At 39.8% G+C, this 12,834-nt stretch carries 12 protein-coding genes; 3 read left to right on the top strand and 9 right to left on the bottom strand.

Annotation, left to right across the window (positions count from 1 at the left end):
* Positions 1 to 12: 12 nt before the first annotated feature.
* The gene (locus AC6CH1_RS14745; protein ID WP_251690547.1) at positions 13 to 663 is read right to left on the bottom strand and encodes a GntR family transcriptional regulator; all 651 of its coding nucleotides are present in this window, start codon (positions 661 to 663) and stop codon (positions 13 to 15) included.
* A gap of 192 nt (positions 664 to 855) precedes the next feature.
* Here AC6CH1_RS14745 and madL point away from each other — a divergent pair, with 192 nt between their 5' ends.
* The 3 genes from madL to AC6CH1_RS14730 all read left to right on the top strand — a co-directional run bounded on the left by madL (position 856) and on the right by AC6CH1_RS14730 (position 3,222).
* Positions 856 to 1,263 (top strand): malonate transporter subunit MadL, encoded by a 408-nt coding sequence (gene madL, locus AC6CH1_RS14740; RefSeq protein WP_427711829.1) that lies wholly within the window; start codon positions 856 to 858, stop codon positions 1,261 to 1,263.
* A 1-nt stretch (position 1,264) separates the two neighbouring features.
* Positions 1,265 to 2,026 carry a malonate transporter subunit MadM gene (gene madM / locus AC6CH1_RS14735; RefSeq protein ID WP_251690545.1) on the top strand — a complete coding sequence of 254 codons (762 nt, stop codon included), beginning with the start codon at positions 1,265 to 1,267 and terminating at the stop codon, positions 2,024 to 2,026.
* Positions 2,027 to 2,283: 257 nt separating this feature from the next.
* Entirely contained in the window at positions 2,284 to 3,222 is a 939-nt protein-coding gene (locus tag AC6CH1_RS14730) for a carbohydrate kinase family protein (protein ID WP_498318223.1), read from the top strand.
* 52 nt (positions 3,223 to 3,274) lie between these two features.
* On the opposite strand, the gene AC6CH1_RS14725 is transcribed toward AC6CH1_RS14730, so the two are convergent.
* The 8 genes from AC6CH1_RS14725 to AC6CH1_RS14690 form a co-directional block, all read right to left on the bottom strand.
* Positions 3,275 to 4,648, bottom strand: coding sequence for a sensor histidine kinase (locus tag AC6CH1_RS14725; RefSeq protein WP_498318221.1), 1,374 nt, complete (start codon positions 4,646 to 4,648; stop codon positions 3,275 to 3,277).
* Positions 4,645 to 5,313 (bottom strand): response regulator, encoded by a 669-nt coding sequence (locus AC6CH1_RS14720; protein WP_251690542.1) that lies wholly within the window; start codon positions 5,311 to 5,313, stop codon positions 4,645 to 4,647. The genes AC6CH1_RS14725 and AC6CH1_RS14720 overlap by 4 nt, the downstream gene beginning before the upstream one ends.
* Before the next feature lie 104 nt (positions 5,314 to 5,417).
* Positions 5,418 to 7,520 (bottom strand): MMPL family transporter, encoded by a 2,103-nt coding sequence (locus tag AC6CH1_RS14715; protein ID WP_251690541.1) that lies wholly within the window; start codon positions 7,518 to 7,520, stop codon positions 5,418 to 5,420.
* Positions 7,521 to 7,664: 144 nt separating this feature from the next.
* Positions 7,665 to 9,143 carry a class I adenylate-forming enzyme family protein gene (locus AC6CH1_RS14710; RefSeq protein WP_498318220.1) on the bottom strand — a complete coding sequence of 493 codons (1,479 nt, stop codon included), beginning with the start codon at positions 9,141 to 9,143 and terminating at the stop codon, positions 7,665 to 7,667.
* A 15-nt stretch (positions 9,144 to 9,158) separates the two neighbouring features.
* Positions 9,159 to 9,890: a 3-oxoacyl-ACP reductase FabG gene (gene fabG, locus AC6CH1_RS14705; protein ID WP_427711822.1), complete on the bottom strand. Its 732-nt coding sequence runs from the start codon at positions 9,888 to 9,890 to the stop codon at positions 9,159 to 9,161.
* A 16-nt stretch (positions 9,891 to 9,906) separates the two neighbouring features.
* Complete coding sequence (gene phaZ, locus AC6CH1_RS14700) at positions 9,907 to 10,806, bottom strand: intracellular short-chain-length polyhydroxyalkanoate depolymerase (RefSeq protein WP_498318218.1); 900 nt, start codon at positions 10,804 to 10,806, stop codon at positions 9,907 to 9,909.
* 1 nt (position 10,807) lies between these two features.
* Positions 10,808 to 11,812 (bottom strand): 3-oxoacyl-ACP synthase, encoded by a 1,005-nt coding sequence (locus tag AC6CH1_RS14695; RefSeq protein ID WP_427711818.1) that lies wholly within the window; start codon positions 11,810 to 11,812, stop codon positions 10,808 to 10,810.
* Complete coding sequence (locus AC6CH1_RS14690) at positions 11,809 to 12,834, bottom strand: branched-chain amino acid ABC transporter permease (protein ID WP_498318217.1); 1,026 nt, start codon at positions 12,832 to 12,834, stop codon at positions 11,809 to 11,811. Before AC6CH1_RS14690 ends, AC6CH1_RS14695 begins: the two co-directional genes overlap by 4 nt.

Here is a 12,834-nt window from a genome sequence, read left to right as displayed (position 1 = left end):
CCTCCCTTTGCTTTATAATTGCTTATTTCGGACACTGAAAATTACATCTTCTGTATGCTTTCTTAAAATGGACTTCAGCTGATCCAAGTCATCATTCTTTAAGCATTCGTAAATACTTGTATGTTCTATAATCGATTTTTCGATAATTTCATTATTAGAAAAATGGATTACTTGAATTCGAAGTAACGGAAGTGCTATTTTACTGTACATATCATTTAGCACTAGGCTATTACTTAATTTGAATATGAGAAAGTGAAATTGATAGTTTAAGTGCGTATATTCTGTATAGCTTTTCGTTTTTGTCATCTTCGTTAGGACGGCTTTCATTTCTTTCAGTGTGCCTTTTTCTTTACTAGGATTTTCTATACGTTCGGCTGCCAGCATTTCCAAATGGTTTCGCACATCCAGTAAATCTTTCATATCATCCAATGTGTAACCCTTAATGAACGCCCCTTTTCGAGGTACACGTTCAATAATTCCTTCTGTAGCTAATAAATATATTGCTTCTCTTACAGGAGAGCGGCTCGTTTCATATTGTTCTGCATATATCGATTCAACGACTTGATCTCCCGGTCTTAACTCACCATTTAATACTTGTTCGAGCAAGTTATTGGCGATTCTAATCGATAAAGCATTGTCCAATGCTCTTTCAAAATAATTCAATTAAACCTTCTCCTTCTATAAGAACTTGGTCGACTGTATACAATTCATAATATATCTTTAAAACATAAATTTCAATCGTATTATCTAATTTTCTCTAAAAAAAATAATTTTTTTCTTGATTATGTATATATTATTGTTTATTCTATATTCAGAATACAGTCGACTGTTCTAAACAATCAAAGGGGTGTAGTTATGGTTATATATGGTGTTGCCATTTTAGCTGGATGTTTCTTATTCGGGATGTTCTGTGGTGAATTAATCGGAACTTTAATGGGGATTGATTCAAATGTGGGTGGCGTAGGTATTGCGATGTTACTATTAATCGTAGTCGTTGATAAATTACAGAAGAATGGGAAAATCAGTCTGCCTGCTCAAAGTGGCTTGGCTTTCTGGAATGCAATGTATATCCCGATCGTTATCGCAATGGCAGCGAGTCAAAATGTATTAGGTGCATTAACTGGAGGTCCTCTAGCGATCATTGCAGGAATTGCAGTTGTTCTTATTAGTTGGTTAGTTGTTCCATTGTTAAGTGGGAAAAAGGCGAAAGAATCTGCCATTGAGTTCAATAAAAATCACCCAGCAACAGGGGAGGTAAACTAATATGTGGGAAGCTCTAAAAACTGCACTAGAATCTAATGGTTTAATTACCGGATTCGTTATTGTCGGAATTACTATGTATGTCGCTTACTTGATTTCAAATAAATTAACGAAGGGGCTTATTCATGGCTCGGCTATTGCGATTGTTCTCGGATTAGTATTAGCTTACTTCGGAGGAGTTTATAGTGACGGTACAAAAGGTTTAGCTGATATTTCAATTTTTGCTGGAATCGGTCTTTTAGGTGGCAGTATGCTTCGTGACTTCGCTATTGTAGCTACATCATTCGGAGCAAACTTTGACGAAATTAAAAAAGCAGGTATTCGCGGGATTTCCTCACTGTTTATCGGTGTAGGATTATCGTTTGTAGTTGGTATTATTTTTGCACTTATTTTTGGTTATACAGATGCTGTAAGTCTTGCTACAATCGGTGCAGGAACAGTTACTTATATTGTTGGTCCAGTAACGGGAGCTGCATTAGGTGCAAGTTCAGAAGTTATTGCAATCAGTATTGCAGCAGGGTTAGTAAAATCGGTATTAGTAATGGTAGGTACACCGTTTATTGCACGATTCATTGGTTTAAACAATCCATTAACAGCAATGGTTTACGGTGGTTTAATGGGTACTACTTCCGGTGTTACGGGAGGATTAGCTGCAACGGATGTACGATTGGTCCCGTATGGCGCCGTTACAGCTACTTTCTACACAGGATTAGGCTGCTTACTTTGCCCTACCCTGTTATTCATCTTAACAGATATGATTTGGTAAGTTAATCATTCATTCTCGATATATAAGGTGCAATTTCATATTTTCAAAAAGGTGTCACATTTTTCTCTATAACATTCCCCCAGAATTTTATAAGATAAATCCACCTTCTGAAAGTTGAAATTACAATTAGTAGATAAAACGTGAGTAATGTACTCACGTTTTTTGTTGTACTTTTTATTAACTCATAGGGTAAATATTTTTAATTCTAGTAATTTTATGCCAATATTTAGTGAAACACATATATTTGGAGGACGGCTATGAAAAAAATTCTTTGCATTGGCGAATTGCTCATCGATTTTTTTACAACTCATACGGAAGTATCCATTATAGAAGCGAAAATGTTTGAAAAACAGGCAGGCGGTGCTCCGGCAAATGTAGCAGCAACTATTGCGATGCTTGGAGGACAGGCTCATTTTTGCGGAAAAGTGGGCGAAGATGCATTTGGTCACTTTTTAAAACAAACGTTGGAGCAAGCAGGTGTTCATACGGATCACTTGATAATGGATCCGTCTGCACCCACTACTTTGGCCTTTGTTTCAAGACAGAAAGATGGTGAGCGGGATTTTATCTTTAATCGTGGTGCCGACAAGTTGCTCAGTGTTGAAGATTTGGATCTGCAACAACTCATGACAATGAATTTGATTCATTTCGGCTCTGCCACTGCCCTTTTAAGCGAACCTTTCAGTAAAACTTACGAACAGTTAATGCAAACTTTGCACCTGCAAAACCATTTTATTTCATTTGATCCAAACTACCGGGCAGACTTATGGAAGGGTGATTCTGATTTATTCATTCATAAATGCGAACCTTTCGTTGAAGCAGCAAATTTCATTAAGATGAGTGATGAGGAACTGTTACTATTCGCAAGGACAGAAAACTTCGAACAGGCAATCGAATGGCTTACAAAGTTTAATGAAAAGACAATCGCCATTACACAAGGCGCTTCCGGTACAATGCTTATTCAAAACGGGCAAATTACAACCGTTCCTGCATTTCCCGTAAACTCCATCGATACAACCGGTGCAGGTGATGCTTTTGTCGGTGCCGTTTTGTATCAGTTAAGTAAATTTGAAGACACAAATCTCTCGTTTAATGAATGGGTAACCGTTATCGAATTTGCCAACCGTGCTGCATCAAAAGTATGCGAAAAAGTCGGTGCAATTGAAGCCCTATCTGCATTAAAAGAACTTCAATAATAAAACGAGCGCGTTAAAAGTTTCATTCCACTTTTAACGCGCCCTTCTTCTATTAATGAACATTTAAAACAACTGTCACTTTAGTTCCCTTTCCAAGCTCACTTTCAATAGTAAACTGGCCCGCATGCCGGTTAACGATTTCTGTTACAATCGCCAAACCTAACCCGCTGCTTTGACTCGAGCGTGAAGGGTCAACCCGGTAAAATCGTTCTTTCACCTTTTCAAGTGATTGTTCAGGAATACCGATCCCGTTATCTTTTATCGTTACAAAAATCTGATTGTCCTTTTTACTGCATGTTACTATAATTTTTCCTTTATCCTCACTGTAGCGAATGGCATTTGACAGCAAATTATCCCAAACTTGCTCCATTAACTGTTCATCAGCAAAAACTTCAACCTGTTCCAGCTCGTATACAAGCTCCATCTGCTTATCGTCCAGTTTCCATCGCTTTGAAAACAGCCGTTCTTTCAACTGTTTATCTAACGAATAAGTCTTTTTTTCAACCGGTAAATTCTTCTGGTCAAGCGAGCTTAGTAAAAGCAGTTGCTTTGTCAATGCCGAAAGACGCTTCGTTTCCAGCTCAATAATCTCCAAATATTGCACACGTTCTTCTTCCGTATTGTCAGCGTCCTTAAGTACATTTGCGTAGCCTTGAATGTTGAGCAACGGCGATTGAAAGTCGTGCGATACATTATTGATGAAGTCTTTCTTAATCTGATCATTTTCTGCAAGGCGATTGGCCATCTTTTGAAACTGTGTTGCAAGCTGACCTAGCTCATCATTACGATCAATCGTTAATTGGATATCATAATTTTCAAGAGCGATTTGCTTTGTCGCCTGCTGCAATTGTTTTAATGGCCTTACAAGTTGACGGGCAAGCAAAATCATCGTCAATAATATAACTAAAGCAGTAATAATAATGAAACTAACGATCAACAAATGCATTTCAGAAAACAGTGTGGCATTTTCCTGACGAATAAAAAATGCATAGCTTTCATCATTAAGTTGAAACGACACACCGATTGTATTTCGAATATCATTCGCGAAATGATTCATAAAGTAGGAAGATCCGTTATAATCCCGAATGCCGTGATACACTTCATCCGTACCGACGATGCCTATCATCTCAGGCGTGAGCTTTGTTTTTTTAAACTCACTTCCATATGAAATTAAATTACCATCAGGATAAATAACCCCTATTTGGTAGCCAAGCTTTGCAATGGACTCAAAGTAGGCATCTGCACTTTCTTTAGGCATTGATTTTAAAATTTGCTGTACTTCCTGGGCTACCCCATAATTTTTGGCATCTGTATCAGGTCGTATTTGCGATTTATATATTTGTCCGATTAACAACATCGACATCGTAATACTTATAATAATTACAGCCAATGTCACGATAATATATTGCCTGTATAATGTTTTCATTTTAATTCCTCTATTTTATAGCCGATTCCGCGTACGGTTTGAATTTTCACCTGTGCATTCACTTCTTCCAACCTGCTGCGCAGACGCTTAATATGTGTTGTCAGTGTAAAATCATCCCCGTCATAATCATAACCCCATACTTGTTCCATTAGCTGGTCTCGTGTAAATACGACTTCCGGTCTGGAACATAAAATGCCTAATAGCTCAAACTCTTTTAAAGGCAATAATGATACTTGCTCTCCTACTTTTACTTCATACGTTTGCCGGTCAATGAGCATATTGGCAATCTTTATTTGACTTCGTTCAACCTTTTGAAAGCGCCGTAAAATCGCGCGCACTCTAAACAACAATTCTTTCGGTTCGAATGGCTTCACCATATAGTCATCCGCCCCTGCCAAAAATCCTCTTTCCTTATCATCGAGTGTCGTTTTGGCAGTTAGCATCAATACAGGTACACCGATTTCAGCGAGATTTTTCGTCAAGCTTATGCCATCCATTTTCGGCATCATTACATCGACAATCGCCAAATCGACCGGCTCTTGCTGCAATATATTTAACGCTTCCATGCCATCACTCGCAAACAGCGCTTCGAACCCCTCTTTTTTCAAATGGATGCCGATTAGTTTCCGTATAAATGCATCATCATCTACAACTAATATCCGCATTGAATCACCGCCTTTAATAATTGAAGTTCTATTTCATGTATATTTACTCTCATTTTATCCATAAAAAGAGACATCGAATTACTCGATGTCTCTTCATCTAACCATTACTTCTTGTCTTTTTCAAATGTTAATATCAACATCGGTAATAACATACCACGTACTAGGAATGTATCAATAAGAATACCTACTGCAACGATAAAGCCGAATACGAATAGATCGGCAATCGGCATTGTCATTAATGCCGCGAAAGTTGCTGCGAGTATTATACCTGCTGACGAAATAACGCCGCCTGTATTACGGATAGCAATTTCCAGCGCCTGTTTCACTGTTGTACGTTTGCGCTCTTCAAGGAATCGGGACACTAAAATAATATTGTAGTCGATACCCAGCGCAACCAGGAATATAAATGCATAGACAGGTACACGTGTACTGATTGCATCGTAGCCAAATAATACATCAACTAAGAATAACCCTAATCCCAATGCCGATAAATACGACACTAAAATTGTTGCCATCATGTAAATCGGCATTTTCCAAGACTTCGTAAGGACAAATAATAGTACTAGAATTAAAATTGTTTCTAAAACTACAATCTTAATAATATCATCGTTGTTTACATTACGTTCATCCAGCAGTTTAGCTGTTGTTCCCGCAAAGTGCAGCTCCCCGTCAATTCCGGCTGCTGCTAAATATTCCGCGCTGTTTTTACGCATTTCTTCAAGCTTATCGATCGCTTCCGGATCATATGGATTTAAATCAAAAGCCATTGATAATTTCAGTTTTGTTTCGTCTTCCGAAACGGCTGATGAACGAACAGACGCAATCTCATCTTCGGCTAATAAAGCTTCCGTTAAATCTTGCTTTTGCTGTTCAGTTAATGTTTGTTTACTTTCTACTAATAATGAAGTCGGTGCAAGTTCCCCTTTATCAAAGCGCGACTCGACGATTTCATAGCCGACACGTGACGGCAATTCTTCAGGGAAAGATTTTACCGTATCAAATTCATAATCTAAATTGAACACATTTAATGAAGTAATAATCATGAAAATCAGGACCAATCCGCCTGATAAATAAGGTTTGTTTACAACAAACTTGGCAATTGCTCCCCAAATTCCATGCTTTACTTCCTTTGTTTCACCGAATTTCGGTACTTTCGGCCAGAATGCTTTACGGCCAAATAAGGCAAATAACGCTGGAACTAATGTAATTGAACCTAGCATAATAACAAATACTGCTGTACCAAAGATTGGTGCGAAGTTTTGGTAGTCACGGAAGTCTGCGAAGAATAGCACAAGCATTGCCGCCAATACTGTTCCGCCCGCAAAGAATACCGGCTCGCCAGTTGCACGCATCGCATATTTCATTGCTTCATATTTGTTTTCGTAATGGTTCAATTCTTCGCGGTAACGCGAGAACACGAATAATGAGTAATCGATTACTGCAGCAAATAATAAGATACTCATAATCGATGTTGTAGAGTTATTAATTTCTAAACCAGCTGCCCCCATTAAAGCAACTGACTGATTTACTACTTGATAAACAATAACCGTTGCCAGTAATGGAATAATCGCTAAAAGCGGAGAACGGTAAATAATGATTAATAATACTAAAATAATCCCGATTGTCGCGAATAATAACTGTAAGTCTGCTTGTTCAAACAGTTTTACTGTATCGCCGGCAATCCCTGCTGGACCAGTAATATAGAACTGTGTATCTCCTGTTTTTTCAGCTGCTTCATTTCCGATTTCAGATGCAAAATCATTAATTTCCGCATATTCCGAATTTCCAAGACCTTGCTCCAGCGTCATTGGCACGATCATAGTCGTTTTATCTTCCGACGTGAATCCTGCTAAAGCTTGTGGCGGCAAGTTCGCAATGTCAACTATTTGGTCAACACCTTCAATATTTTCCGCAATTATTGCGTTTAAAATTTCTTTTACGCTGTCGACATTAATTTCCCCGTTTTCATTATGGAAAACCAATATACCTGGTGTTCCTTCATCATTCGGGAAGTATTCGCTTAATTTATTTTCAGCGATAATTGATTGTGCATCATCCGGCAGTGATTGGAAGTTTGTCACTTTATATTCACTTAGCATCGGACCGGCGCTTAAGCCAATCATCAATACTAGCCAGACAATGAGGGTAATCCAGGCACCGCGTTTTGTTGATACCCAATCTGTAATTGGATTTAAAAACTTATTCATCGATATCCTCCTTTTTAACACTTCTGCATTATAAAGGAGCTATATGAACTTCATATAAACTTTCCGGTAAATCAATTCAATACAAAAGACCAAAATGTCCAATTTCTAACATTTTGGTCTTTTACTATCGGGTGCATACACTTTCTATTCCGTTATTAATACACAATTCATTAGCTGCTTTTTATCAATTTTACCAACGACGGTTTTCGGAAGTTCCTGCAGAAAGTAGATTTGCTTCGGTACTTTGTAATTGGCGAGATGTTCTTTACAGTACTTTAAAAGCTTCGATTGAATTTGTTCGGAGGGATGTTCAGAAATTACAAACGCTACAACACATTCGCCCCATTTTTCATTTGGAATACCTATAACCGAAACTTCCTGCACGGCTTCATGGGCGATTAAACATTGTTCGACTTCTTGCGGATATACATTTTCTCCGCCCGTTATAATCATTTCCTTTTTCCGTCCGACAATATAATAATCGCCGTCTTCATCAAACTTCGCTAAGTCACCTGTCTTTAACCAGCCATCCTCAAATGTCTCGGTTGTGGCCTCTTCATTTTTCCAGTAGTGCGTAAAAACATGGCTGCCTTTTAAGCAAAGTTCGCCAACTTCCCCCTCTGCACATCGCTGACCTTCTTTATTGATAACTTTTACTTCGTTGAACAGCATACTTTTTCCGATTGCACCCTTTTTGTTCATCGCTACTTCTGCGTCGATGGAAAAGTTATTCGGACCTGCTTCAGTTAACCCGTACCCTTCTTTAAAAAACAGCCCTCTTTTTTTAAAACATTCATATATAGGTTTCGGACAAGGTGCGCCTCCCGATAAAAATACTTTCACTGTCGGGAAACTGGACTGTTTAAAATACTCCGTTTCAATAATCGACTGATACATTGTCGGTACAAACAATGAAACTGTCGTGTTAAATTCATTAATGGCCCGAACTGCTCTTTCCGGATCAAATTTTTGGCCGATTACTACTGTTCCGCCTGCCATTAAAATCGGCAATGCAAGTGCATTAATTCCTCCTGTATGAAAAAGGGGCATATAATTCAGCGTGCAGTCCTTATCGTTTAACCCCCAGCTAATGACAGTATTCATCGCATTCGTAGTGACAGCTTCGTATGACAGGACAACACCTTTTGGTTTACCGGTCGTTCCCCCGGTGTAAATAATCATCCATGGAAGCTGAGGTTCATCACGCCACTTATATGTAGTAGGCTCAACTAATTCAGAGCTACCGCATGTTAAAAGTTTGGCTGGCGAAAGCTGCATTGCGCGTTCACAATGCGTATCATCCGTAATTAATAAAGCGGGTGTGCAATCGGATAAAACCACCTGTAATTCGGATATAGATAATTTTGTATTCAACGGAACATAGATCAATTCGTTTAAGCGACAAGCAATTAAAATGGCAAAGCTTTCAATTGAATTTTCCATCAACGTTACAACACGATCTCCCCGCTGCAACTGCTGTTTGGAAAAAGTGCTGCTCCATCCATACGCATGCTGCATCAGCTCTTTATATGTCCACGTCTCACCTGTTTCTATTTGAATTAAAGCCGTTTTATCCGGTGTTTGGCCCGCTCGTTTCGCAATCCAAAAGTCCAGCTGTTGCATTAGCCATCCCACCTTCTACATCATAATGCCGCCATCAACTTGCAGAACATGACCTGTAATATAACTCGCTTCATCCGATGCAAGAAATAAATAAGCATTGGCGATATCTTCCGGTTTCCCTAATCGCTGCAAACTTGTAATGCCCTCCATTTGCTGGAGCACTTTTTCCGGCATTTTTTCGACCATTGGCGTTGCGGTAAATCCAGGAGCAACAGCATTTACATTGATCCCTTTACGTCCGAGTTCCTTTGCCCAAGTTTTTGTCATCCCAATAATGGCCGCTTTTGTTGCGGCATAGTTTGTTTGACCAAAATTACCGTATACACCACTTACCGATGAAGTACTGATAATTTTCCCTGACCCTTGTGCGATCATATGAGGAGCTACTGCTTGTGTGCAGTAGTAAACACCATTTAAGTTAATTTGAATGACCTTTTCAAAATCCTCCTCACTCATTTTTACAAGCGTTGCGTCACGGGTAATCCCAGCATTGTTTATTAAAATATCGATTTTGCCGAAACGATCAACAACTTGTTCAACCATTTCCTTTACGTCAGCCAGTTTCGATACATCAACTGCAAAGAAAGCGACATTCTCCCCCAGCTCTGCTTCAATTTTTTCGCCTTGTTGTTTGTCATAGTCTACGATGGCTACTCTTGCACCTTCTTCTAAAAAACGCTTTACCGCTGCAAGGCCAATACCGCCCGCACCACCTGTAATAATTGCTACTTTATTTTCTAAACGCATATAGCCCCGACCCCTTTTAAGATAAGATAAATTCCTCGATTGCTTCTTTCGTTTCATCCAGACAATCGACTAGCGGTGAGTGTCCGCAGTTTGCCAGTTTCATAGTTTGTGCACGGCCTTCAAAATCCTCGATAATTTCGGTTGTCATCGCCCCATTCACTACAAAATCACGGTCACCGTATAAAACAAATGTCGGAATGTGAATATCCTTCACTTGATTCGTTCCCTTTGCGACTTCATTATCGACTGCACTTATATTAAATGTATTTAATGCATGGTACACATCCGCCAAATTTCGCTGTGTCAGCATGTCATCCACATATTGTTCATAGCGTGCTTCGTCCGGCTGCTTCTGCGTATAAATAGCACTGTTCCATACAAACTTCAGCCCTTCACGGTTTTTCGTGTCATACATTTGCTGCATTGGGATGGTTTTGACAGGGTCCTTCTCAATTTGCTCGATTGTCGCCAAGCGCTTTGTAAGATCCGGCGTACCTTCCGCATTTGAACTATAAAATGGATAACCTCGTGTTGAACCGGAAGCAAATAAAACGAGCTTTTTACTGTAGCCCGGGTAATCTGCACAAAACTGCATCGCCACATTACCGCCTGTCGACCAGCCAATAATCGTAAAATCCTTTAACTCAAGCGCATCAACGAAAAGCTTAATATCACCGCTGAAGTCTTTGATCGATGTAATTCGTTTATTGTACGTGGATTCGCCAAAGCCGCGCATATCTACCGCATAAATTGTGAATCGCTCATCCAATGATTCCATCAGTAAATCCCAATGCTTCGAACTTGTCATATTGCCATGAACTAATAGAACAAGTTCATCGCCGCCTTCTCGCTTCCGATATGATAAAGTCTCACCATTTGATAATTCCACTTTTACTAAAACGTCCAGCTTATTCATATTAAGCCCCCCACTTTACTGTAATAGCACCCCATGCGTATCCTATGCCTGCACTCACTAATGAAACAATTTGCCCTTCCTGCAGTTTCCCTTCCTTACGCGCGAGGCAAAGAGATAAAATCTGATCGATTTGCCCGATATGTCCGTAATGCGATAAATAAATCGAACGCTCTTCTGAGAGACCGAGCTCTTTTAATACGTAGTCATGTGCAGACTTTTTCATATGGAGCATCGCAACATAATGTAAATTATTATCGCTATATCCACTTTTCTGCAGCGATTGGCGAATTACCTTTAAAAAATTGCTTAATGATTTCTGCTCCAAACGAAGCTTCATGCCTTCAGGATCAAGAACATCCAATATATAGCGACCTTCCTGAATATGGTCAACCGTTAGCGGTTCCTTTGTGCCCCCTACTGGAACAACGACATCTTCCGAAAATGAGCCGTCTGTAATAAGCGATGCCTCCAGTACTTCATGTCCGCCCGCATTTTTCTGCAAAATCATCGCACCTGCACCTGCACCTAAATTGAACATAAAACGTGTCCGCTCATTTTCATAATCGATAAAATCATGGTTGCGGTACCCGCCAGCCAAAAGCACGGTCTTGACGGAATCATCCGCCAGCATTAAGCTTTTCGCTACTTTCATCGCCATAATTGCCGTACCGCATCGAAGCTGGACATCAAATGCCCAAGCGTTCACCGCACCGATTTCTTCCTGAATTTTTATCGCAGCCGTCCATAACGGGTACTCTTTATGCTCTTCCCCGATATAAATTACGACATCAATATCTTTTGCATCCACTTGCGCTTCGGAAATGGCTTCCTTCGCCGCTTTCACACTCATTTCAACCGGATGGTCATTTGGACCGGCAACCACTTTTTCAACAATGCCCATTTTCGTCTCAACGACAGCCGTTGGAATATTTGCTTTTTCCGCAATTTGGGCACCGGTCATTCTTCCTTCAGGTAAATACATTCCTAATCCCGTTATTCCGATCATCGCTGTATCTCCTTTTCACGAAGCTTTACAGATGCCTTTGTTTTTTGGCCATTTTTCATCTTCCACTCATGGTAACGCATTGAAATTGTACCTACGATGCCACGCGGGAAGAATATTACAGCTAAAATGTACAGAATACCGAAGAAGATAATCCATCGTTCAAAAATAGGATAGTCTCTTGCAAGACCCGATAAATAATGCTGGGCAAACTCAATGACACCTGCCCCGATGATCGGCCCGATTAACGTTCCAACCCCTCCGATAATCGTCATCATCAATGCATCGAGTGTAATGTCCATTGTCAGAACGCTCGTATTGACAAAGCGCAACGATATCGCGTAAAGCGAACCTGCCAAACTTGCAACAGCACCCGCAATAACAGAAGCGATGATTTTATAACCTAGCGTTTTAAACCCGAGCGATCGTGTACGCTGCTCGTTTTCACGAATTGCAACAAGGACTTTCCCGAATGGTGATGCAACAATTCGTTTCAGTAAAATGAAAATCACAACTAGGCAAATGAGCACTAAAAAGTAAAAATACAGTCGCTCACGAAACAGTTCCGGTGCACGGAATGTAAACCCGTCATTCCCTTTCGTAACGGTACGCCACTTTTCCGCCAACACTAAGAACAACCCTGAAATCGCTAATGTAAACATGGCATAAAAGTGACTTTTCAACCGGAGCGTCAATGCGCCGCTTATTACACTAATAATGGCGGATAACACGATTCCGACCCCAATTGAAGCAGCGAATATACCGATTGACGGACCGAAATCACTCAGCATAATCGCTGTCGTATACGCACCAATTCCAAAAAACATCGCGTGACCGAATGAGATAATACCCGTGTAACCTAGTAAAATATCGTAACTCATCGCAAGTATTGCAAAAATACAAAACTGCGTTAATAAAATTGTCATCGTTCGAGAATCCAGTACAAACGGTAATACGGCCATGATTCCTACTACGACTGCATACACTAAATTCATTTTCGATAAAATTAATGGCTGTTTTAACAT

The organism is Solibacillus sp. GQ1 (assembly GCF_059758555.1).
This window is presented reverse-complemented; position numbering and strand designations above follow the sequence as displayed.

Coding starts and splice junctions, on each gene's coding strand:
- madL (WP_427711829.1), top strand. CDS start 856: ATGGTTATATATGGTGTTGCCATTTTAGCTGGATGTTTCTTATTCGGG.
- madM (WP_251690545.1), top strand. CDS start 1,265: ATGTGGGAAGCTCTAAAAACTGCACTAGAATCTAATGGTTTAATTACC.
- AC6CH1_RS14730 (WP_498318223.1), top strand. CDS start 2,284: ATGAAAAAAATTCTTTGCATTGGCGAATTGCTCATCGATTTTTTTACA.
- AC6CH1_RS14725 (WP_498318221.1), bottom strand. CDS start 4,648: ATGAAAACATTATACAGGCAATATATTATCGTGACATTGGCTGTAATT.
- AC6CH1_RS14720 (WP_251690542.1), bottom strand. CDS start 5,313: ATGCGGATATTAGTTGTAGATGATGATGCATTTATACGGAAACTAATC.
- AC6CH1_RS14715 (WP_251690541.1), bottom strand. CDS start 7,520: ATGAATAAGTTTTTAAATCCAATTACAGATTGGGTATCAACAAAACGC.
- AC6CH1_RS14710 (WP_498318220.1), bottom strand. CDS start 9,143: ATGCAACAGCTGGACTTTTGGATTGCGAAACGAGCGGGCCAAACACCG.
- fabG (WP_427711822.1), bottom strand. CDS start 9,890: ATGCGTTTAGAAAATAAAGTAGCAATTATTACAGGTGGTGCGGGCGGT.
- phaZ (WP_498318218.1), bottom strand. CDS start 10,806: ATGAATAAGCTGGACGTTTTAGTAAAAGTGGAATTATCAAATGGTGAG.
- AC6CH1_RS14695 (WP_427711818.1), bottom strand. CDS start 11,812: ATGATCGGAATAACGGGATTAGGAATGTATTTACCTGAAGGAAGAATG.
- AC6CH1_RS14690 (WP_498318217.1), bottom strand. CDS start 12,834: ATGTTAAAACAGCCATTAATTTTATCGAAAATGAATTTAGTGTATGCA.